The organism is Rhizobium sp. S96, from assembly GCF_030382195.1.
Classification (GTDB): domain Bacteria; phylum Pseudomonadota; class Alphaproteobacteria; order Rhizobiales; family Rhizobiaceae; genus Rhizobium.
The window spans coordinates 416,932-436,431 of sequence record NZ_JAUDRY010000010.1; the positions used below are offsets into that span (position 1 = coordinate 416,932).

The 19,500-nt window shown below is 60.9% G+C and carries 23 protein-coding genes; 9 read left to right on the top strand and 14 right to left on the bottom strand.

Annotated features, from left to right (window positions below; translation table 11 throughout):
* Window positions 1–108 precede the first annotated feature (108 nt).
* Window positions 109–744, bottom strand: coding sequence for a queuosine precursor transporter (locus tag QTL94_RS14185; protein WP_289802302.1), 636 nt, complete (start codon window positions 742–744; stop codon window positions 109–111).
* A 114-nt stretch (window positions 745–858) separates the two neighbouring features.
* Window positions 859–1,158 (bottom strand): 50S ribosomal protein L28, encoded by a 300-nt coding sequence (gene rpmB / locus QTL94_RS14190; protein WP_065694408.1) that lies wholly within the window; start codon window positions 1,156–1,158, stop codon window positions 859–861.
* Window positions 1,159–1,397: 239 nt separating this feature from the next.
* Between rpmB and QTL94_RS14195 the strand changes: the two genes are divergently transcribed.
* Window positions 1,398–2,174 (top strand): DUF3108 domain-containing protein, encoded by a 777-nt coding sequence (locus tag QTL94_RS14195; RefSeq protein ID WP_289802303.1) that lies wholly within the window; start codon window positions 1,398–1,400, stop codon window positions 2,172–2,174.
* Between the two features lie 30 nt (window positions 2,175–2,204).
* Complete coding sequence (yddG, locus tag QTL94_RS14200) at window positions 2,205–3,101, top strand: aromatic amino acid exporter YddG (RefSeq protein ID WP_289802304.1); 897 nt, start codon at window positions 2,205–2,207, stop codon at window positions 3,099–3,101.
* 3 nt (window positions 3,102–3,104) lie between these two features.
* Here the strand turns inward: yddG and QTL94_RS14205 are convergent, their stop codons facing one another.
* Window positions 3,105–3,539, bottom strand: coding sequence for a cupin domain-containing protein (locus tag QTL94_RS14205; protein ID WP_289802305.1), 435 nt, complete (start codon window positions 3,537–3,539; stop codon window positions 3,105–3,107).
* A complete protein-coding gene (gloB, locus tag QTL94_RS14210) occupies window positions 3,539–4,309 on the bottom strand; it encodes a hydroxyacylglutathione hydrolase (RefSeq protein ID WP_289802306.1) in 771 nt (256 codons plus the stop codon). Before gloB ends, QTL94_RS14205 begins: the two co-directional genes overlap by 1 nt.
* Before the next feature lie 53 nt (window positions 4,310–4,362).
* On the opposite strand from gloB, the gene QTL94_RS14215 reads away from it, so the two are divergent.
* The 3 genes from QTL94_RS14215 to QTL94_RS14225 all read left to right on the top strand — a co-directional run bounded on the left by QTL94_RS14215 (window position 4,363) and on the right by QTL94_RS14225 (window position 7,265).
* Window positions 4,363–5,139 carry a class I SAM-dependent methyltransferase gene (locus QTL94_RS14215; RefSeq protein WP_065694403.1) on the top strand — a complete coding sequence of 259 codons (777 nt, stop codon included), beginning with the start codon at window positions 4,363–4,365 and terminating at the stop codon, window positions 5,137–5,139.
* A gap of 90 nt (window positions 5,140–5,229) precedes the next feature.
* Window positions 5,230–6,339 carry a histidinol-phosphate transaminase gene (gene hisC, locus QTL94_RS14220; RefSeq protein WP_289802307.1) on the top strand — a complete coding sequence of 370 codons (1,110 nt, stop codon included), beginning with the start codon at window positions 5,230–5,232 and terminating at the stop codon, window positions 6,337–6,339.
* Complete coding sequence (locus QTL94_RS14225; protein WP_289802308.1) at window positions 6,336–7,265, top strand: prephenate/arogenate dehydrogenase family protein; 930 nt, start codon at window positions 6,336–6,338, stop codon at window positions 7,263–7,265. The genes hisC and QTL94_RS14225 overlap by 4 nt, the downstream gene beginning before the upstream one ends.
* Window positions 7,266–7,268: 3 nt before the next feature.
* On the opposite strand, the gene QTL94_RS14230 is transcribed toward QTL94_RS14225, so the two are convergent.
* Window positions 7,269–8,270, bottom strand: coding sequence for a DUF2125 domain-containing protein (locus QTL94_RS14230; RefSeq protein WP_289802309.1), 1,002 nt, complete (start codon window positions 8,268–8,270; stop codon window positions 7,269–7,271).
* A 51-nt stretch (window positions 8,271–8,321) separates the two neighbouring features.
* Between QTL94_RS14230 and QTL94_RS14235 the strand changes: the two genes are divergently transcribed.
* A complete protein-coding gene (locus QTL94_RS14235; protein ID WP_289802310.1) occupies window positions 8,322–8,852 on the top strand; it encodes a gamma-glutamylcyclotransferase in 531 nt (176 codons plus the stop codon).
* A gap of 2 nt (window positions 8,853–8,854) precedes the next feature.
* Here QTL94_RS14235 and QTL94_RS14240 read toward each other — a convergent pair whose 3' ends face one another.
* The 4 genes from QTL94_RS14240 to ftsE all read right to left on the bottom strand — a co-directional run bounded on the left by QTL94_RS14240 (window position 8,855) and on the right by ftsE (window position 12,180).
* Complete coding sequence (locus tag QTL94_RS14240; RefSeq protein WP_065694399.1) at window positions 8,855–9,652, bottom strand: lysophospholipid acyltransferase family protein; 798 nt, start codon at window positions 9,650–9,652, stop codon at window positions 8,855–8,857.
* Between the two features lie 79 nt (window positions 9,653–9,731).
* Complete coding sequence (locus tag QTL94_RS14245; protein ID WP_244499578.1) at window positions 9,732–10,433, bottom strand: YdcF family protein; 702 nt, start codon at window positions 10,431–10,433, stop codon at window positions 9,732–9,734.
* 84 nt (window positions 10,434–10,517) lie between these two features.
* Window positions 10,518–11,528, bottom strand: a complete 1,011-nt coding sequence (locus tag QTL94_RS14250) for a cell division protein FtsX (protein WP_065694397.1) — start codon at window positions 11,526–11,528, stop codon at window positions 10,518–10,520.
* Window positions 11,521–12,180 carry a cell division ATP-binding protein FtsE gene (gene ftsE, locus QTL94_RS14255; RefSeq protein ID WP_065694396.1) on the bottom strand — a complete coding sequence of 220 codons (660 nt, stop codon included), beginning with the start codon at window positions 12,178–12,180 and terminating at the stop codon, window positions 11,521–11,523. Before ftsE ends, QTL94_RS14250 begins: the two co-directional genes overlap by 8 nt.
* Before the next feature lie 205 nt (window positions 12,181–12,385).
* Here ftsE and QTL94_RS14260 point away from each other — a divergent pair, with 205 nt between their 5' ends.
* From QTL94_RS14260 to QTL94_RS14270, 3 genes are all read left to right on the top strand, one after another.
* Complete coding sequence (locus QTL94_RS14260; RefSeq protein ID WP_289802311.1) at window positions 12,386–13,018, top strand: hypothetical protein; 633 nt, start codon at window positions 12,386–12,388, stop codon at window positions 13,016–13,018.
* 62 nt (window positions 13,019–13,080) lie between these two features.
* Window positions 13,081–13,623, top strand: a complete 543-nt coding sequence (hpt, locus tag QTL94_RS14265; RefSeq protein WP_289802312.1) for a hypoxanthine phosphoribosyltransferase — start codon at window positions 13,081–13,083, stop codon at window positions 13,621–13,623.
* A gap of 118 nt (window positions 13,624–13,741) precedes the next feature.
* Window positions 13,742–14,101 carry a response regulator gene (locus QTL94_RS14270; RefSeq protein ID WP_007789408.1) on the top strand — a complete coding sequence of 120 codons (360 nt, stop codon included), beginning with the start codon at window positions 13,742–13,744 and terminating at the stop codon, window positions 14,099–14,101.
* A 35-nt stretch (window positions 14,102–14,136) separates the two neighbouring features.
* Here QTL94_RS14270 and QTL94_RS14275 read toward each other — a convergent pair whose 3' ends face one another.
* The 5 genes from QTL94_RS14275 to lptM all read right to left on the bottom strand — a co-directional run bounded on the left by QTL94_RS14275 (window position 14,137) and on the right by lptM (window position 19,491).
* The gene (locus QTL94_RS14275; RefSeq protein WP_065694394.1) at window positions 14,137–14,589 is read right to left on the bottom strand and encodes a hypothetical protein; all 453 of its coding nucleotides are present in this window, start codon (window positions 14,587–14,589) and stop codon (window positions 14,137–14,139) included.
* A gap of 177 nt (window positions 14,590–14,766) precedes the next feature.
* Window positions 14,767–15,075, bottom strand: a complete 309-nt coding sequence (locus QTL94_RS14280; protein ID WP_289802313.1) for a hypothetical protein — start codon at window positions 15,073–15,075, stop codon at window positions 14,767–14,769.
* 125 nt (window positions 15,076–15,200) lie between these two features.
* Complete coding sequence (locus QTL94_RS14285) at window positions 15,201–17,852, bottom strand: TIGR02302 family protein (RefSeq protein WP_289802314.1); 2,652 nt, start codon at window positions 17,850–17,852, stop codon at window positions 15,201–15,203.
* A gap of 163 nt (window positions 17,853–18,015) precedes the next feature.
* Window positions 18,016–19,284 (bottom strand): diaminopimelate decarboxylase, encoded by a 1,269-nt coding sequence (lysA, locus tag QTL94_RS14290; RefSeq protein ID WP_289802315.1) that lies wholly within the window; start codon window positions 19,282–19,284, stop codon window positions 18,016–18,018.
* A 12-nt stretch (window positions 19,285–19,296) separates the two neighbouring features.
* Window positions 19,297–19,491, bottom strand: a complete 195-nt coding sequence (gene lptM, locus QTL94_RS14295; RefSeq protein ID WP_065694390.1) for an LPS translocon maturation chaperone LptM — start codon at window positions 19,489–19,491, stop codon at window positions 19,297–19,299.
* Window positions 19,492–19,500 lie beyond the last annotated feature (9 nt).

The following is a 19,500-nucleotide window of genomic DNA, read 5'->3' on the forward strand; positions in this document are numbered from 1 at the left end:
TGCAACTATAGGGGGATAGCATGATCAAATAGCCGGACGTTGTCCAGCGAGGCGGCATCAAGAATGGGTGTAAGCTGTCTGTGATGGCGCCACAAGGGGCGCCATCGATCAGTTGGCGCGTACGGCCTGGTTCGGTCGCAACACGCTCATCAGGGCGCCGTAGGGCAGCAGCATCACCAATCCCACGATCAGCTTCACGGAGAAATCGCCGATTGCCCAGGAGATCCAGCGAGGTGCTTGCGCCGCAAAGACGCCGAGGACTGGAGCCGATTCCAGCGCGAATGGATCGTTCGGCCCAAAGAAGACGAAGAAGGCCGCGAACGCGAATGAGAAGAAGATCAGCGTATCCAGCATCGAGCCGATGAGCGAGCCGACCAGGGGTGCGCGCCACCAGGCCTGCCGGCGCAGGCGGTTGAACACAGCGATATCGAGCAGTTGGCCGGCAAGATAGGCCGAGCCGGAGGCGATCGCGATGCGTGGAACGGAGGTGAAGAAGGACAGTGCCACACCGACCACGAAGCCCGCAAATACCACCTTGCGTGCGGCCTGCGGGCCGAACTGGCGGTTCGTGAGGTCGGTGATCAGGAAGGCGACCGGATAGGTGAAGGCACCCCAGGTCAGAAGGTCCGCCAGATTGATGCCGGCGAATTCCGCGTTCAAGGGAAACTGGACGAGGAAGTTCGAGGCGACGACGACGAGAGTCATCAGGGCGACGTAGATAAGGGTATAGCGTGTCTTCAGCATTTTTTTATCCTGGGGTATGCCACCAGTTGGAGTGATCGGCAGGCAAGCAAAAGGCTTGTCCGGAGGTCATCCGTGCAAGCCTTTTAAGCCTTATAACAGAAGATCAGTCGTTGCTTAGGCAGCAACGGCAGCTTCAGCAGCCTTCTTGACGATCTGGCGGCGCAGCAGACGAGCGCGCATCGACAGTTCGTTTTCGCTTGCCTTGATGAGGAAAGCATCGAGGCCGCCACGATGCTCAACGGAACGAAGAGCAGCAGCCGAAACGCGAAGACGGTAACGCTGGCCGAGGGCGTCGGAGATCAGCGTAACCTGGCACAGGTTCGGGAGGAACCGGCGCTTGGTCTTGTTGTTGGCATGGCTGACATTGTTGCCAACGAGGACTGCCTTGCCGGTCAATTCGCACATGCGGGACATGGAACACCTATTCTTGTTTTTCTCGGCCATCAATTGCGTACCCGCGCAAAACCGGGCTTGCAATCCAACAGGCCATGATTGGAAAGTTGCGGTTCTATAGTCAGACAGGCCGCGCGCGTCAAGCCAAACCTTGGCGTTTCCCGCAATTCTGTCAAAAAGCTCGTGTTTGCTTCGGACTGCGACAAGCGTATAGACCGTGATTTGCGGCCTGACCAGCTCGCTGGAACAAGGTTTATTTCATGCTTCACTTGCGCAGACGCATTCTCATCTCCGCCATCGCCGCGCTTGCCGCCGTCCCGGCCAGCGCGGGTGAGATCGTGCATCGCACGGAATACAAGGTTTCTCTTGGCATCCTGACGATCGCGCGCGCTGCCTTCCTGACGAAGATCGAGGATGACAAGAGCTACAGGGTCTCCGGCGACATCAGCTCTGCCGGACTTGCGGATCTTGTGACGGATATTTCCGCCAAGACCAGCGTCGATGGCACATTGAGTGGTGATCGCCTGCAGGCCTCCCGCTATTACCTCTATTACAAGAGCGGCAAGCGGGCGCGAACCTACGAGGTGCACTACAGCAACGGCAATATCACCTCGACCACGGTCAAGCCGCCGCGGCGGCAGCCCAAGAACTGGATCAACGTTTCGCCCAGCGACATGCACTCGGTGCTCGACCCGATTTCAGGGCTGATCTTCCCCGGAGACACGAATGTCTGCGCGCAGAAGCTGCCGATCTATGACGGCGAGATGCGGATGGACCTCGTGCTCTCGCCCAAGGGATCGGAAGATTTCTCCACCGACGGCTTCAATGGCAAGGCGACCGTCTGCAACGTCCGCTTCGTGCCGAGATCGGGTTACAAGAAGGGCCGTACCGACATCGAGTATCTGCGCAAGAGCAACCGCATGGAAATCTGGTTTGCCAAGGCTGATGCCGCGAATGTATATGCTCCAGTCTACGTCCGCATTCCCACGCAATACGGACCGGTTACAATCACGGCAGTGAAATACGGCGCAAGCTGACGGAGCAACGATCTCCGTAGAGGGGGACGAGTGAAGCTTCGGGCTACGTTGATCGGGTTCACGGCGATTATCATGTGGGCGTTCCTGGCGCTGTTTACGGCTGCCTCAGGTAAGATGCCGCCATTTCAGCTCTCCGCCATCTGCTTTGCCATCGGCAGCATTCCCGGTATTGTCGTGCTGATCGCCAACCCATCGCGCCTTGCTCTCCTCAAGCAGCCGGCCAAAGTCTGGATTGTCGGCATTGCCGGATTGTTCGGATATCACTTCCTCTATTTCACGGCGCTTCGCAACGCGCCGGCCGTGGAGGCAGGGTTGATCGCCTATCTGTGGCCGCTGCTGATCGTCGTCGGCTCGGCGCTGCTACCGGGCGAGCGGCTGCGCTGGTATCACATCGTCGGCGCACTTGCTGGGCTGAGCGGCACGTTCCTGATCGTCGGGCGAAATGGCATCAATTTTGATGGCGCCTATGCCGTCGGGTATGGGGCGGCGTTTCTGTGCGCCTTTACGTGGTCGGGATATTCGCTGCTGACGCGGCGGTTCGATGCCGTATCGACGGATGTCGTTACCGGTTTCTGCCTAGCCACATCCGTGTTGTCGCTGCTTTGCCACCTCGGCCTTGAAACGACGGTATGGCCCGCGACGACGTTTGAATGGATTGCCGTCATCGGTCTCGGCCTGTTTCCTGTCGGTGCCGCCTTCTACGCCTGGGACCATGGCGTCAAGAACGGCGATATCCAGATCCTGGGCGCGGCAAGCTATGCCGCGCCGCTGCTGTCGACGTTGATCCTGACCATCTTCGGCTTCGCGGAGCCCAGCTGGCGGATTGCGCTCGCCTGCCTGCTCGTCACCGGCGGTGCCGTGCTTGCCGCCCAGGAGATGTTTCGGCGAAAAGCCGCGGCTACTGAGCAGCCGGCAGCCGCCGAATAGGCCTCAGGCAGGCTCCCAATCCGCTGGGGCCATTTCGAAGCTTGTGAATTCGAAACCGGGCGATACCGTGCATCCGACAAGGGTGTAATCGCCCAGCGTTTCCGCGGATTGCCACCAGTTGGCCGGGATGATCGCCTGCGGGCGCTCGCCGTTCAGGATATCGGTTCCGAGCTTCAGTGTTTCGCGCGTGCTGCCGTCGGCGGCACGGTGCAAGGCAAGCGGCGCGCCGGCATAGTAGTGCCACACCTCGACTGCGTCATGGACCCGGTGCCAGTGCGAGCGCTGCCCGGCTTTGAGCAGGTAGTAAATCGCCGTCGAGTGCCCGCGCGCGCCACCGTCGGTGTCGCGAAACGTCTGCACATACCAGCCGCCTTCCGGGTGCGGCTGCATGGAAAGCTCGCGGATAATATCGTCAGCGGAAACCAAGGCTGACGACATCAGAAGTTGTCCTTGCGCTTGCGGATTTCGGCAAAGACCTCTTCGTTCGTCCGGCTCTCCATCAGCAGGTTGCGGCGGATGGCGGGGTCGGCGGCGCGCAGGAAGGGGTTGGTTTCCTTTTCCAGCGCAAGTGTTGTCGGGATGGTGAACTTGCCATCGGCGCGCAAGGCCTCGATCTCCGCGGCGCGGCTTTTCAGGCGCTCATTGTCGGGATCGATCGTCAGCGCGAAGCGGGCGTTGGAGAGCGTGTATTCGTGGCCGAAATAGATCGCGGTCTCATCGGGCAGAACGGCGAGTTTCTGCAGCGAATGCCACATGTCGGCGGCGGGGCGCTCGAACAGGCGGCCGCAGCCCAGCGCAAACAGCGTATCGGCGGCAAAGAGGATCTTGTCGTCGACGAAGTGGTAACAGATGTGACCCGCCGTGTGGCCGGGTGTTTCGATCACGTCGATCGTATGGTCGCCGAAGAGGAATGTGTCGCCATCAGCCATGGTCTTGTCGAGGCCTGGGATCGCCACCGCTTCATTGATCGGGCCGACGATCTCGCAATTATACCGCTCCTTCAGCGCCAGGTTGCCCTCGACGTGATCGGTATGATGATGGGTGGTGAAAATATGGCTCACCGTCCAGCCTCGGCGATCGGCGGCGGCGATCACTGCGTTGGCGTCCGGCGCGTCGATAGAGGCGGTCAATCCGGTTTCAGGATCATGCACAAGCACGCCGAAATTATCCGAACGGCAGAGAAAAACGTATAATTCCAAAGGTTTCATAGTCTCAAATACCTCTTTATCGCGGACATACCCGGAATGTAGAGGGTCCGCCCTTGAAGTCCAACCGCCCACTGATAACATTTGTTGCGATGCACGCCGATATTGTTGACCTACGCCAGTTCTATCATTCCGACCTCGGCCGTATTGCCGAGCAGTCGATTGCCATGGCCTTGTCCTCGCTATGGGTGCGGCTGCCGCAGGAACGCCTGGTCGGGCTCGGCTATGCCGTGCCGTTCCTCGATCGGTTTCGGGCGGATACCGAGCGCACCTTTGCTTTCATGCCGGCCGGGCAGGGAGCGGTGAACTGGCCGATGGGATCGCTGTCGTCCACGGCGCTGATCTTCGACGAAGAACTGCCTTTGCCAGACTCCTCGATCGATCGCGTGCTGATGGTCCATTCGCTGGAATTCGCCGAAAGCCCGCGTGAGACATTGAAGGAACTCTGGCGCGTGCTGGCGCCGGGCGGGCGACTTGTCATCGTCGTGCCAAACCGCCGCGGTGTCTGGGCACGGATGGAATATACGCCGTTCGGCTCGGGGCGCCCCTATTCGCGCGGCCAGCTGACGCATCTCCTGCGCGAGACGAATTTCACGCCGGGTGCCACCGCCGAAGCGCTTCTCTTTCCCCCATCCAAGCTGCGGACAATGATGCGATTGCGCAGCGGTTTCGAGCGGATCGGGCGAACGCTGTGGCCGGCTTTTTCGGGGGTCATCATCGTTGAGGCCCAAAAGAGGCTCTATCAGGGGCTGCCGGTTGCTGCGCGCGCTTCGAGGCGTGTCTTTGTGCCGGTTCTTGCGCCTCACGGCGTTCCGACCACCCGCAGCAGATAGGCCCGCGGCACTCGACAAGCTCGAGTTTCCGTTCTATTGCCTCTGGGCAATTTTCAGCCGGAATTCCCGGCCTTTTCCAAGGTTGAACCCATGAGCGTAGAGATGAGCAAGCCTGTTCCGCGTCCCGGTATTCTTGATATCGCAGCCTACGTGCCGGGCAAGGAACATGCGCCGGGCGTCGCCCGCGTCTATAAGCTCTCCTCCAACGAAACGCCGCTCGGCGCCAGCCCGAAGGCGATCGAGGCGTTCCGTGCCGCTGCCGACAGCCTCGAGCGCTATCCTGATGGTCAGGCGATTGAACTGCGTGAGGCGATCGCCAGCGTTCATGGTCTTAACCCGGCTAACATCATGTGCGGCAACGGCTCGGACGAGTTGCTCGGCCTGCTCTGCCACGTCTATCTGGGCGTCGGCGACGAGGCGATCATTACCGAGCACGGCTTTCTCGTCTACAAGATCCAGATCATGGGCGCGGGCGCGACGCCGGTTACTGTCAAGGAAAAGGACGCGACAGTCGATGTCGATGGGATCCTGGCTGCCGTGACGCCGAAGACCAAGATGGTGTTCATCGCCAATCCAGGCAATCCGACGGGGACCTACGTGCCGGTCAGCGAGATCCGTCGCCTGCAGGCCGAGCTGCCGAAGAGCGTCGTGCTGGTTCTGGACGCGGCCTATGCCGAGTATGTTCGCCGCAACGATTACGAAGCCGGCATCGGGATCGTCTCATCCAACCCCAACGTCGTGATGACGCGCACCTTCTCGAAGGCCTACGGACTTGCTGCGCTGCGTGTCGGCTGGATGTATGCGCCCGCCGAGATCATCGATGCGCTCAACCGCGTGCGCGGACCATTCAACATGAACTCGGCCGCGATTTCCGCAGGGGCCGCCGCTATCCGCGACCAGGCCTTCGTGCAGGAAGCCGTCGTGTTCAACCAGATGTGGATCGAGAAGCTGACGGGGGCGTTCGAGGCAATCGGCCTCAAGGTCACGCCATCGGTCACCAATTTCGTGCTCATCCATTTCCCGGACGTCGACGGCAAGCGCGCTGCGGAGGCCGATGAATTCCTCACGAGCCGCGGCTATATCCTGCGCGCCGTCAGGGGCTACGGCTTTGCCAATTCACTGCGCATGAGCGTCGGCCCGGAAGAGGCGAACCGTGGGGTCATCGAGGCGCTCGGCGAGTTTATGGGACGCAAGGCATGACTGCTCAGTTTGATCGCATTGCGCTGATCGGGATCGGTCTGATCGGTTCGTCGCTTGCTCACGACATCAAGCGGCTCGACCTCGCAAAGGAAGTGGTCATTGCCACGCGGAGCGCGGATACGCTGAAGCGGGCGGAAGAGCTGCAGCTCGGCGATCGCTATACGACGTCGTCTGCCGAGGCAGTCAAGGACGCGGATCTGATCATCGTGTCGGTGCCCGTTGGGGCGTCCGAAAGCGTTGCCAAGGAAATCGCCGGCAGCCTGAAGCCGGGCGCAATCGTGACCGATGTCGGTTCGACGAAGGCCTCTGTCATTGCGCAGATGGCGCCGCATATGCCCGAGACTGTCCATTTCATTCCCGGCCATCCGCTGGCCGGGACGGAAAAGTCGGGACCGGACGCTGGCTTTCCTGGATTGTTCGAAGGTCGCTGGTGCATCTTCACGCCGCTTGCCGGAACCGACGAAACGGCCCTGAAGACGCTGCGCCATTTCTGGGAGACGCTCGGTTCCAAGGTGGACGAGATGGACCCGGAGCACCATGACAAGGTGCTGGCGATCGTTTCTCACCTGCCGCATCTCATCGCCTATAACATCGTCGGCACGGCGGACGATCTGGAGACGGTGACGGAATCGGAAGTGATCAAGTATTCCGCTTCGGGCTTTCGCGACTTCACGCGTCTTGCGGCATCGGATCCGACCATGTGGCGCGACGTCTGCCTGCACAACAAGGATGCAATCCTCGAGATGCTGGCGCGGTTTTCCGAGGATCTGGCCTACCTGCAGCGTGCGATCCGCTGGGGCGAGGGCGACAAGATCTTCGATCTCTTTACCCGCACCCGTGCCGTACGTCGTTCGATTATCCAGGCTGGCCAGGACGTCGATGCGCCGGACTTCGGACGTCCGCATCCGCTCGACAAGAAGCCCTGATCCTCAGATCGGCGGGATCGCACCGAGCGGGATGAAGCCACTCACGGTGGCGTTGCCACGCGCGACGACGAGATCGACGGAAACCTTGTCGCCGCCGCCTGCCAAGGCCTTCAGCAGCTTGGCTGCGGTATCGACGGTCTTGGCAATGTCCGGGAAGGTCTTCTTGACGCTGTCGCGCCAGGGGCCAAGACGCTCGATCTCCAGCTTGAACTTGCCCGAGAGATAGCCGTTCTCGTCGAAGGAAAACGGTCCGCTCAGCGTCATGACCTTGCCGTCGCCGATGTCGGCCACGGCCTTGCGCAATTCGCCGCTTGCGCCGCGAAGGCCCTGCCGGTCGCTGCCGTCGATCATGCCCGCCTTGTCAACCAACGTAACGTCGGCGCTCGCCGAGAGCTGGGGGAAGACCTGCGGCCAGTCCTTGATTTCGGTCTTGGAATCCGTGACCGAAATGGCGGCGTCGAGATCGGCGCCGTTTTGGCGGAGATGAATTTCCGTGTGCGCGGCGTTGAAGTTGATCGTCTGGCCGGTTTCGGAGGAGACGGCCGTTGCCTTCAGGCCCTCGATGACGGTGGAGGAGCGGTCAATGCCCTTGAACTTCGTGACAAGGCTCGACTGCAGGCTTTCCCATTGCGCGTTGACGGACAGGCCATGGGTGTTGCGGATCTCTGCCGGCGAATCGAGCTCCCAGACGATATGGCCAGGCGCATAGACCTGGGCTGCCGAGCGGAGCGCGCCGAAGCTTGCCGAAACGCCGTTGACGTTGTCGTCAACATCGACCTTCGAGCAGAACATGCCGATACGGAAGGGGAAGCCTCGGAAATCGATGTCCGCGCATTCGCCGGTCACGCCGGCGGCATCGCGGGGCGCGATCGCTTTCAGGACGGTGTTCTTGAGCTCCGAGGCAGCGTAGAACCAGCCACCTGCGTAGATGGCGATCACCAGGACGATGCCACCACCCAGCAACCAGAATTTCCTGCCGCTGCGGGTTGGGCTTGACGCTGACATGATGTTCTCCAATGGTGAATCGCGAATGGGAATCTCGGTCTGGCGTGCGATATGGACGAATTTTGGGTGTTTGGCTACGGATCGCTCATGTGGAATCCGGGCTTCGAGTTTGTTGAGCGGTCTCAAGCGCTTGTTTACGGCTACCGCCGCTCGCTTTGCGTCCGCTCCTGGGTGCATCGGGGAACACAGCAAAATCCCGGCCTCGTACTGGGGCTCGACCGCGGCGGCTCGTGCCGCGGCATGGCGTTCCGCATCGGCGCCGATCAGTGGAACGACGTCATCGAATATCTGCGCGCGCGCGAACTCGTGACCAACGTTTATCTCGAACGCAGCGTAACGCTGCAGCTCGAGGGCGGGCGAAACGTCAAGGCCGTCGCCTACATCGTCGATCGCAATCACGTGCAGTATGGCGGTGCGCTTGATGCGCATGCCGCTGCGAGGATCGTTCACGAGGCTCAGGGCCAGTCAGGTCCAAACGACGCCTATGTGTTCAACACACTGGCGCATCTGAAGGAGATGGGCATTCGAGACCACTGGCTGGAGCAGGTGGTCGGCGAAGTCGAGCGGTTGCGGGCGGCCTGATCTCAGGCCGTTGCGGCGCTGGCCTTGCGTAGTTCCGCCAGCCGCTCTACGGCTGTGGGCGGCAACGGCAGCTCGGGATTGCGCTCGGCCGCATCGATCAGCAGTTCGTCGCTTGCCCGCTCCGTCACATCGATCAGATGAGCGAAGAATTCGTCAGGATCCATGCCCGGATGGATCGGCGGCAATATCCTGACCTTGAAGTGGCCGGGATAGCGCATGGTGCTCCGGCGCGGCCAGAACAGGCCAGGCTGCATGGCAACAGGCACGACCGGCAGCTGGAGGTCGCGATACATGCGGGCGATGCCGTATTTGTAGACCGGTTCGGCGCCCGGCGGGCGGCGCGTGCCTTCAGGATAGATGATCAGCTGGCGACCGGTCGCGAGCTCTTCCTTCGTCCGCTTCATGGCCTCGACCATCACCTTGCCGCGCGCGCCGCGGTTGATCGGGATCATGCGCTGCTTCTTCGCGTACCAGCCGAACAGCGGGATCCACATCAGCTCGCGCTTGAGGATATAGACCGGGTCCTTCAGCCAGGGCAGCAGCGCGTAGGTGTCCCAGAAGGACTGATGCTTCGGGGCGAGGATGTAGCCGCCTTCGGGCAGGTTCTCCATGCCCTCGATCTCGAAGGTGGTCCCGACGATCTTTTCCATCAGCCAGTGGTTCGATAGCGCCCAGTTCTTGGGGATCTGATAGGCAGCCTTGCGGGGTGCCAGGAAATAATAGGGCGATAGCACGATCATCCGGATGATGAGATTGGCGTAGAAGATCGTGTTGAAGAGAACGGAACGCAGGGCGATCATGAAATTTCCCGAGGCCAGTGTCCGCACGGATGGCGGTTGCGCCCTCCTACACGAATTTGGCCGTCATAAAAAGCGGTGATCAGCTTTGTCCGGCAGGAGTGGCCGAGCGCAGGCCCGGATGGCGGCCGAGGCCGGTCAGATTTCGTGCGCCCGCCAGAAGCACCTTGCCGTATTCCGCGAGCATCACCCGCATGGCATTGGGGTCGGTGAACCAGTTGCTGGTCTTCAGGTCGGTGTTGACGACCGGGTAGGGGATGAACTGCGTCTCGGGATCGACATAGGCAAGTTCGGCCAAGCTACGCGGCATGTGGTAGTTGTTGGTGACGACGAGAACGCTCTTGTAGCCTTTCGCGTGGATCCAGTTCGATGCTTCCTCGGCATTGCCGATGGTGTCGAGTGCGTCATAGCCAATGTCAACGCAGCAGGAGAAAAGCTCCGGCGTCGCCTGGGTCATCTTGCGGATCTGCGCGCTCGTCGTCGTGGGATGAACACCTGAGATGAGAAGGCGCTTTCCGGCGCCTTTCTGAAGCAGTTCCACGGCCTGGTCGATGCGCTGGTAGCCGCCCGTCAGAACGACGATTGCATCGGCACGCGGTTCCACAGGCGGTTTCAAGGTCGTGACCGAGTCGGCGAAGCGCAGGAATCCGCCGAAAATGATGGCGGCAATGATGACGACCGCGAAGCCGCCCCAGCGCAATGTCCGGCGCACTGGACCGCGGCGCGCAGGTTCGCTGCCGAAGCGATTAAGCTCCGTTTTGGGGCGAATCATATTGCGCGACATGCGGATCATGCTCATGAATCAAAAAATATACCCAGATTGAGGCAGCGAACAGACGCTTTCATGGCAAAATGAGCATCGGAAGTTTCAATTGGTCAGCCCGTCGGCGCGCGTCGGATCGGAGCGCAACGTGTCGATTTCGTAGATCGTCTGCATGACGGTCAGCCGGGCGGTGACGGTGGTGAGAAGGGCGATAACGATCATCGTGGCGAATATGCCGGCATAGCCCAGTGCGCCGACCGAGAAGGTGCCGAAGAGAGCTGTCGCCTGATCCGTCTGCGGTGTCGCAAGCGTCCGGCTCTGCAGGAACCCGGCGCTGAGGAAGAACAGTGCAGCAAGCGCACTGCCGACGGCCGATCCCTTGAGGCTGATCTTGAGAAAATGCTTCTGGAATTCGGTGGCTACGAACGAGCTTTCGGCGCCGACGAAATGCAGGACCTCGACGATATGCCGATTGCCCGACAGCGCCCCGCGCGTGGCGAAAACGACCGTCAGGACCATGGCGGAGAAGACGAGCAAGAGGATGCCGGTGCCGATCAATACAGTCGTGTGAGCCATCGAAACGAGGCGATCGACCCAGGTGCGGTGGTCGTCGAGAGACGATTGCGGGATGCTTTCCTTTAGCAGCGAGCGCATCGCCTCGAAATCCGGCGGATTGCTTTCGTCGATGGTGACGATGACGAGGCGGGGAACCGGAAGTTCCTTGATATCAAGGCCGGCGCCGAGCCATGGCTCGAGCAGGCGCGCCGTCGCGGCTTCATCGACGATCTGGCCATCCTTGGTGCCGACGAAGGTGAGCGCGATCTCGCGCGCCTGGGCCAGCGCCTTGTCCATATCCAGCCCGTCATCCGGCTTGATCTGTATGGTGATCTCACGAGAGATCTGGCTTTCCCAGCTGGCAGCGGTCGAGCGCACCATGCTGACGCCGCCAAGGGTCAGGCAGGCCAGGAAGGCCATGATGGCGATTACCACCATCAGCGCATTGCCCTGGATGTTGGCCGACGGAAGAATTGCCGCCGTCGGGCGCACCTTCAGCTCGGGCCGTTTCCGGTCTTGTCCTGCAGCCTGTGCGGATGGGCGGGGTGTGGGCTCAGTCATGGATATCGAGATGCCCTTCCGACAGGATCATTCGGCGGGCTTCCACTTGGTCCATCAACGTCAGATCGTGGGTGGCGATCACGACGGCGGTACCGAGGCGGTTCAATTCGAGGAAAAGATTGAGCAGGCGGCGTGCCATCGGCGGATCGACGTTGGCGGTGGGCTCGTCCGCGAGCAGGATCTCCGGGCGGTCGATCAGTGCGCGGGCGATGGCGGCGCGTTGTTTTTCACCGCCCGACAGGACGGGCGGCAGCACGTTGATCCGTTCGCCAAGGCCGACCCATTTCAACAGTTCGAGCACATCCGTCTTGTAGGAGCTCTCATCCTTGCCGCGCACCCGCAACGGCAGGGCCACGTTCTCATAGGTGGTCAGGTGGTCCAGGAGACGGAACTCCTGGAAGATGATGCCGACGCGGCGGCGCAGCAGTGGTAATTCCGGCCGCGGGATATCCGAAATGTCACGTCCGAACATGCGGATCAGGCCACGTGTCGGTTGCAGCGACAGAAATAGAAGCCGGAGCAACGTCGTCTTGCCGGCGCCGGAGGGGCCGGTCAGGAACTGGAAGGATTTCTTCGGGATGTCGAAGGTCAGATCCCGGAGAATTTCCGGTCCCATTCCATAGCGCAAACCGACGTTCTCGAAGTGGATCAACGGGCAGCTCAGTCTTTTGTTGTGTCACCTCAGGACTTGTTAACCAACTCCGTTAACAAGCGGTAAATTTCGCTGAAAAGGCGCCGCTTTGATGGCGATCTTTGCGAAGCATTAACCAATAAAATTTACGACTGAGCAGGATTCGTTTCAATGCCGGATTTCCCGTCCGGCCCGAAACCATGTGGACACCGGAAAGGCCGTCATCATGACATCCTCGTCGTTCAAACGCCAGCCATCGAGCCGGATCTACGATTTCCTGCCGCCGGAGCCAACGAAACGCGAAGTGCGTCAAAGTCATTCCGTCGATGTCGCCGATGCCGAATTCGTGGTGATTGGAGCAGGTCGGCCGCAGGAATCTCGCACCCGCGGAACCAATGACAACCGGCAACGCAGCACACCCCGCCTCGGTCTCGGGTCGTCGATCTTGCGCGTCGGCGAGTCCTGGTTGCAGCAGGCATCCGCAAAGAGCTTTGCAGGGCTTGTACTTGCACTGTCGGTTCTTGCCTTCAGCCTTTCAGGAGGGTTCTCCAGCCTCTCCCAGCCGGATGTCGCGATTGCCGGGACGCCGCTGCATTTCACGCACGTCACTGCCACTCAGCGCGATGCCAACGGGATGCGCGTGCTTCTGATCAACGGCATCATCGACAATGCGAGCGGTACCACCCAAATCGTGCGGCCGATCCGCGCCGACCTCGTCTCGGACGATCAGTTGACCGCGAGTGTCATCATCAACCCGCCGATTGATGTCATCTACGGAGGGCAGAGCCGCGGTTTTTCCACGAGAGTGCAGTATGCCGGTGGAAAAATGCCGGAAGTCCGCCTCTCCTTCATGCCGTAAGGGGTGTTTCGCCGCGCTGTTTGTGGTAACGGCTTGTGCTTGTTTTCATGGAGCAAGCGTCAATGCCCGTCGTGCGCGGAAAGAACATCGAACCCCTCTTCACTGCCGAGCAGATTGCCGAGCGCAATCACGCGATTGCAAAGCAGATCGCGCAGGGACCCACCAAGGATCTCCTGGTCATCGCGGTTCTCAAGGGCTCCTTCATTTTCGCGGCAGATCTGATCCGTGCCTTGCACGACAGCGGTCTGGCGCCTGAAGTCGAGTTCATCACCCTTTCCAGCTATGGCACAGGCACGGTTTCCCAAGGCGTGCGGATCGTCAAGGACATCGACAGCGATGTGAAGGACCGCGACGTTCTCTTGATCGACGACATTCTCGAATCCGGCCGTACGCTGCTGTTTGCCAAGGAACTGCTGTATGAGCGTGGCGCCCGCAACGTCACGATCGCCGTCCTGCTCGACAAGAGCGTGAAGCGCAAGGAAAAGCTGGAGGCCGACTATGTCGGTTTCGAGTGCCCGGACTATTTCGTGGTCGGCTACGGCATGGACGTCGCCTACGCGTTCCGCGAGCTTCCCTTTGTCGGCGTCGTCACCGGCGACACCTGAATGTGCCGGAACAAGACGGGTTGTTAACCATCCCGTCCATCGCTTGCCGCCGTTTACCGATCGCAAAGGAAAGTCGTGTGATTTCCGTTGCAGGGCATGAAACGGAGCAGTGCACACCATGGCAAAAATTCTGATTACGGAAGACGAGGATTCCCTGCGTTCTTTCGTAGCCCGCGCTTTGCGTCTTGACGGTCATGAGACCGAAGAAGCCGCTGACGGTGCGGAGGGACTGGAAAAGCTGAGAGACGGCGTCTACGACCTTCTGCTTTCCGACATCCGGATGCCCGTCATGGACGGCATTGAGCTTGCACACCAGGCCAAGTCGGCTTTCCCAGCCCTGAAGATCCTGCTGATGACCGGCTATGCCGAACAGCGCGAGCGGGCGGATGATCTTGCTGAAAAGATCGTTGATGTCGTGTCGAAGCCTTTTGCCTTGCCGGATATCCGCAAGGCCGTGGCGCGCGCCTTGGCCGCCTGACCACCGAAAACTGACAGAATTTGCCCCGCCGGCCCTCAGGGCTGGTCGGGGATGAACTTTCCTTCGTAGCGCACCCGGAAATTCCTGCGCTGGAAGTCCTGCTGAAAGCAGACGAAGATCAGTTCGATGTCCGAGGCGCTATCATGCTTGGATAGCAAGCTGAGCGTCACGACAACCACGCTGGTATAGCCTCGCGTCAGTTTGAACGCCGCATTGCGGATCTCGTTCGCGGTGGCATCCTGCCGGTCATCCCGCCGCTCATAGATGATCCAGAAGCGGCTGATGTCCCATGTCGCGCGGAGAATTTCTGTGATCTCTGCCTGGAACTGTTCAGGATGCGCGCCCGGTGCCCAGGTCAGCGTCTGCTCTCCCTCGTCGGCCACAACGTTCATATAGCCGTCGTAGTCGTTGCCGTGGCCCGCAAGGGCATTTCCGATCAATTCGAATGCCGCGTTTTCACCGATTGTCGTCTTGAAGAGAATTGGCATCGAGTCGCTATCACTAGTCGCTTGTTTCGGAAACCTTACGAAGCGGGGGGGGGTGGAGGCAGAATGTCTCTCAATCGATCCTTGGCGCTATATGCGCTTGCGCGCTTTGTCAATGCGGCGCACCTGCGCGCCACCGCCTTCCGGGAAGAAAGCGGTGGCGAGCGATTTATGCTACAGTCACTGGTAGTCCGGGCAGGCCATGTTCTGGCTGGCGCCGCTGTTGCCACCCTGCGTGCGCAGGGAGCCCGGTCTTGGTGGTGGAGGGCAATCAGCAGGGCGTCTCATTCCGCCGCCGGAGATACTTCCCGTCGTCAGGTAGTCGGGCGCGGCCGCTTGGGGTCGGCTCGATGAGTAGTTTTCAGCGGCGATATTTCTGCCGCCGCTATGAGTTGTTCCAAATCCGGTGATGTCCATTGCACCCGCTGTGCTTAAGGCGATGCCAAGGCCGAGAGCGGCGGTTGCGATCAGCTTCCATTCCGTCTTCATGGGAATACCCTCTACGCTTGTCGAGCGGCGCGTTTCTTCGCGCCGTAGCAGAGATAGGTACCACGCGGCCTTCGGTTGTGGATTTTCACGCGGTTGTGATGGCGCGGCAGGCCGAAACTGAGATGCTACTGAATATCGAGCAGGCGCTCGAGATAGCGGCGTTCCATCTCCTGCGGCGGATTGTTGCCGAGCTTTTCGCGGATTGCATCCAGGATCTCGCGAGCGCGTTGGACATCGATCTCGTCCGGCACCTTGACCTGGTCGCCGAAATCAGGACCGTCGGCCCTGCGCGGCCGTCCGAGCGGATCGCGACCGTTCTGGTCTCCCCGACCAACCTGACCCTGCGGCCCCTGACCCTGATTCTGGCCCTGCTGTGCCTGCATCATCTGGCTCATCATGTCGCGTGCGCCTTGACGGAGGGCTTCAAGAGCGCGTCCCTGCCACTGGATGGCAGGTTCGCCGTGGCCCTGGCCAAGCTCGCGTCCAGCGCCTTCCATTTCGCGCTGCGCCTGCCCAAAGCCGGAGCCGGGCTTCATGCCCATGTCGCCAAGGCCCTTTTGCAGTTCGCCGAGCTGCTTGCCGAGTTGATCCTGACGTGACTGCAGCTGCTTGAGCGCGTCGCGCAACTGCTCCTCCGTCATCTGATCGGAAGGGGATTGGCCTTTTTGGTTCTGCCGGCCCTGCTGCTGCTGGTCCTCCGGCAGGCCGTCATTATCCATCGGCATGTCGTTGAGGAGCGGATCGTTCATGCCCATATCCGGATCGCCGCGCTGCATGCGATCCTTCAATTGCTGGTCCAGCTTGAAGGTTTCTTCCATCAGCTTCTGCTGGTCGCGCAGGATCTGGCCGAGCTTGTCCATCTGCTGGCGCATCTCGCTGTTGTCGCGCCCTTGCTGTTGTCCTTGCTGCGGTCTGCCGGCCTGGAGGTTGTTCATCATCCGCTGCAGCTCCGACAGCATCTGCTGTGCTGCGTCGCGGTTGCCGGAACGCGCCAGATTCTCGATCTGGTCCATCATCCGTTCGAGGTCCTGCTGGCGAAGAATGTTCTGGGCGCTCTGGTTGGGCTGCGTCGGCGCATTCTGCATGCGCTGGGCGAGCTCCTTCATGTAGTCCTGCATCGCCTTGCGTAGCTCGTCCATGAGCTTCTTGATCTCGGCGTCCGGCGCATTGCGCTGCAGTGCATCGGCCAAATTCTGCTGGGCGTTGCGCAGGTTGCGTTCTGCCTGGGAGAGGTCTCCATCTTCCATGCCGATGGCGATGTCCCAGAGGTAGTCGGCGGTGTCCTTCAGCGCTTCCTCGCCCTTTGCCAGCTTCATGCGCGTCAGCGCGGATTGCAGCAGCAGGTAATTGGTCAGCTTCGGAATGGTTTCTTCAGGACGGATCGTCAGCGCCTCGTTGAGCGCGATCGCCTCCGGCATCTTGCGGGTATCGAGGGCAAACACCTGGCGCTCTTCGGCGACGGCTGCCGCAAGCGGTTCGTTGAAGGGACGCATCGGCAGCGTCATTTCGTATGGCGGGCTGCGTCCTGTCTGCCCGGCGGCATCCTTGGCAATCAAAGTAATGCTGACCCGCTTGCCGGCGAGGGGGTGCTCGGTCAGGTTCTTGCTGGTCACGCCTTTGGCGTCGCGCGAATTGCGCCGCGGAACGTCGAGGCGATAGTCCGGAAGCGGGTACAGAAGGGTTGCCGCCGGGTCGGATTCAACCGGCAGGATCTGGGCATGGGCTTCCTGAACGCCGTAGTCATCCTTGACGGTAAAGCCGATTTCCAGCGCGCCGTTGACGGTCTGCTTCGGCATTCCGTTGAACGCGATCTCGGGTGCCTTGTCGGGGATGACGTCGAAGGTCCAGCTGCGGCCATTGACGAGCAGCGATCCGTTTTCCTCGATCTTCATCAGGTGCGTGCTGGCAAAGGTCGGCGCCGGCGCACCCTCGGGCTTTGCCTCATTCGGCGTCGGTTGCGGCTTGGCGTCGTCTTGGGCAGCAATCTCCATCGTCCGCCCGTCTTCCCGCTGGAAGACGACCTTCTCGTCGGCCTTGCCGCCGCTGATGCGGACCGTGAGATTCGAGAGTTGCGGGATGCTGATCGGAGGTTGTTCGGTGCCTGTGGTGGTCAGGTAGATCGGTGCGCGACCGGTATAGGCCGGTGGCGTGATCCAGGCGTCGATACGCACGGCAGGATCGGTCGCCGGCGCCTCGGGGCGCGGCAGAAATGCATCCGCGATCGATCCACCGCTGCTGGAGAGCGAGTAGGCGAACGCAACGGACAAGAGAAGAACCGGCACGGCGCGCAACGCCCAGCGGTCATGGGCAGCAATGTCTGGCTGCGGAAAACCGGCGTCGAGCGTGGCAATCTTTTCCGCCATGCGCGTCTGGTGCTCACGCCACAGAGCGCGCGCGAAGGGGGTGTCGAAGGCAGGCTCATCTTCCTGGACGGTGACCGGTTGGTGGTGCAAGCCATTCCGCTCTTCGAGCAGACGGTCGGCACTTGCCGCGGTCGGCCAATGCAGCTTGCGCAACGGGAAGAGTGCGACGAGGCATGCAAGGGCGAAAATACCGAGAAGCGTCAGCCGCGCCCAATCGGGCGTCAGGCGGAAAATGCCGAACCACGATGCTGCGAGATATAGCGCGACGACCGACAAGAGCGGCAGAACGGCAGGCAGGATCTGTTCCAAGAGCAGGACAAGACGCGCCAGAAAGCGCTTTGCGGCAACCAGCCGCGCCAACGACGGCCTTAGGGCAAATGCACCAGTCTTGTCCCTGCTGGAGCTCTTCTTCAATCCGGTCTCCGCGATCTGGCGTTTACGGGGCAGAGGGCGCTTCCGGCGATTGCGGGGCAATTCGCTCTCGGGAAAAGGATAGCATTCTTTGTGGCGAAGACGAGGGCGCGCCGCCTGTTATGGCTGTTTTTCACGCCGCATTCGCCAAAAAGTGATGATCGTCTTAGTCGAGCCAGGCGGGCACGGAATCGAGAGCGATGAGTTCCTCGTAGGTCCTGCGCGGACGAATCACGTGGAATTCGCTGCCCCTGACCAGCACTTCCGGCACCAGCAAACGGCTGTTGTAAGTGCCGGCCTGCACCGCGCCATAGGCACCGGCGGAGCTTACGGCGAAGAGATCGCCCGACTTCGGCATCGCCATTTCGCGGTCGAGCGCCAGGTAATCGCCGGTCTCGCAGACGGGGCCGACGACATCGGCCTTGATGCGCGGCGCATTGGCGGCGGAGATCACGACGGGGCGGATCTCGTGATAAGCCTCGTAAAGCGTCGGGCGGATGAGGTCGTTCATGGCGCCGTCGACGATGACGAAGGTCTTTTCTCCGCCGTCCTTCACGTAAAGCACTTCGGTCACCAGGATACCGGCATTGCCGACGATCAGGCGGCCGGGCTCCATGACGATCTTGCAGTTCAGCTCGCGCAGCTGGTTCTTGACGATCGCTGCATAGGCGTCGGGCAGCGGCGGCGGGTTGTTGTCGTCCTTGTAGGGAATGCCGAGACCGCCGCCGATATCGACATGGTGGATGTCGTGGCCGTCGGCGCGCAGCGTGCTGACGAGCTCACGCAGCAGCTTGAAGGCGTCGTCGAAGGGTTGCAGCTCGGTGATCTGGCTGCCGATATGCATGTCGATGCCGGTGGCTTCGATGCCATCAAGGCTGGCGGCGCGGGCGTAGACGGCGCGGGCGCGCTCCCAGGAGATGCCGAACTTGTTTTCCTTCTTGCCGGTCGAGATCTTGGCGTGCGTTCGGGCGTCGACATCGGGATTGATGCGGAAGGAGACGGGTGCCTTCTTGCCTGCCTTGATGGCGCGCTGATTGAGGATCTCGAGCTCCGGCTCGGATTCGACGTTGAAGCAGTAGATGCCGGCTTCGAGTGCATAGTCCATCTCATGCGGGGTCTTGCCGACGCCGGAGAACATGATGCGGTTGGCCGGAATGCCGGCGGCCAGCGCGCGACGAAGCTCACCTTCGGAGACGACATCGATGCCTGCGCCGAGATTGCCCAGCGTCTTCAGCACAGCCTGGTTCGAATTCGCCTTCATGGCATAGCAAACCATGGAGTCGACATCGCTGAAGGCTTGCGAGAAGACCTTGTAGTGACGCTCCAGCGTTGCCGTGGAATAGACGTAGAACGGCGTGCCGACAGCCTTGGCGATCTCGGGAACGGGAACGTTCTCGGCGTAGAGGATGCCGTCGCGATACTCGAAATGGTTCACTGGAGTAGCCTGTTACAGAAGCGGATCGAGGATGAAGGGCCGGTCTACGGTGCCTGGCTGTTTCGTCGGTTTCGACGAATCGCCACCCTTCGTTGCCTGTGCGCTTGGCGGATCGAGATCGCCCTTGCGGCCGCATCCGGCAACGGCAAGGCCGATCACGGCGAAAACAACCGTCAGGCGGATGAACTGCGGCAAGCTGGTCTGCATGGAATTCCT

What these genes read in the sequence shown, in the direction of transcription:
- QTL94_RS14245 (WP_244499578.1), bottom strand. Translation starts at nt 10,433, where the DNA reads ATGTCGCGCAATATGATTCGCCCCAAAACGGAGCTTAATCGCTTCGGC.
- hpt (WP_289802312.1), top strand. Translation starts at nt 13,081, where the DNA reads ATGCCCGTCGTGCGCGGAAAGAACATCGAACCCCTCTTCACTGCCGAG.
- QTL94_RS14235 (WP_289802310.1), top strand. Translation starts at nt 8,322, where the DNA reads ATGGACGAATTTTGGGTGTTTGGCTACGGATCGCTCATGTGGAATCCG.
- rpmB (WP_065694408.1), bottom strand. Translation starts at nt 1,158, where the DNA reads ATGTCCCGCATGTGCGAATTGACCGGCAAGGCAGTCCTCGTTGGCAAC.
- QTL94_RS14270 (WP_007789408.1), top strand. Translation starts at nt 13,742, where the DNA reads ATGGCAAAAATTCTGATTACGGAAGACGAGGATTCCCTGCGTTCTTTC.
- hisC (WP_289802307.1), top strand. Translation starts at nt 5,230, where the DNA reads ATGAGCGTAGAGATGAGCAAGCCTGTTCCGCGTCCCGGTATTCTTGAT.
- QTL94_RS14250 (WP_065694397.1), bottom strand. Translation starts at nt 11,528, where the DNA reads ATGACTGAGCCCACACCCCGCCCATCCGCACAGGCTGCAGGACAAGAC.
- QTL94_RS14185 (WP_289802302.1), bottom strand. Translation starts at nt 744, where the DNA reads ATGCTGAAGACACGCTATACCCTTATCTACGTCGCCCTGATGACTCTC.
- QTL94_RS14275 (WP_065694394.1), bottom strand. Translation starts at nt 14,589, where the DNA reads ATGCCAATTCTCTTCAAGACGACAATCGGTGAAAACGCGGCATTCGAA.
- QTL94_RS14225 (WP_289802308.1), top strand. Translation starts at nt 6,336, where the DNA reads ATGACTGCTCAGTTTGATCGCATTGCGCTGATCGGGATCGGTCTGATC.
- QTL94_RS14240 (WP_065694399.1), bottom strand. Translation starts at nt 9,652, where the DNA reads ATGATCGCCCTGCGTTCCGTTCTCTTCAACACGATCTTCTACGCCAAT.
- QTL94_RS14205 (WP_289802305.1), bottom strand. Translation starts at nt 3,539, where the DNA reads ATGTCGTCAGCCTTGGTTTCCGCTGACGATATTATCCGCGAGCTTTCC.
- QTL94_RS14260 (WP_289802311.1), top strand. Translation starts at nt 12,386, where the DNA reads ATGACATCCTCGTCGTTCAAACGCCAGCCATCGAGCCGGATCTACGAT.
- QTL94_RS14230 (WP_289802309.1), bottom strand. Translation starts at nt 8,270, where the DNA reads ATGTCAGCGTCAAGCCCAACCCGCAGCGGCAGGAAATTCTGGTTGCTG.
- QTL94_RS14280 (WP_289802313.1), bottom strand. Translation starts at nt 15,075, where the DNA reads ATGAAGACGGAATGGAAGCTGATCGCAACCGCCGCTCTCGGCCTTGGC.
- lptM (WP_065694390.1), bottom strand. Translation starts at nt 19,491, where the DNA reads ATGCAGACCAGCTTGCCGCAGTTCATCCGCCTGACGGTTGTTTTCGCC.
- QTL94_RS14195 (WP_289802303.1), top strand. Translation starts at nt 1,398, where the DNA reads ATGCTTCACTTGCGCAGACGCATTCTCATCTCCGCCATCGCCGCGCTT.
- gloB (WP_289802306.1), bottom strand. Translation starts at nt 4,309, where the DNA reads ATGAAACCTTTGGAATTATACGTTTTTCTCTGCCGTTCGGATAATTTC.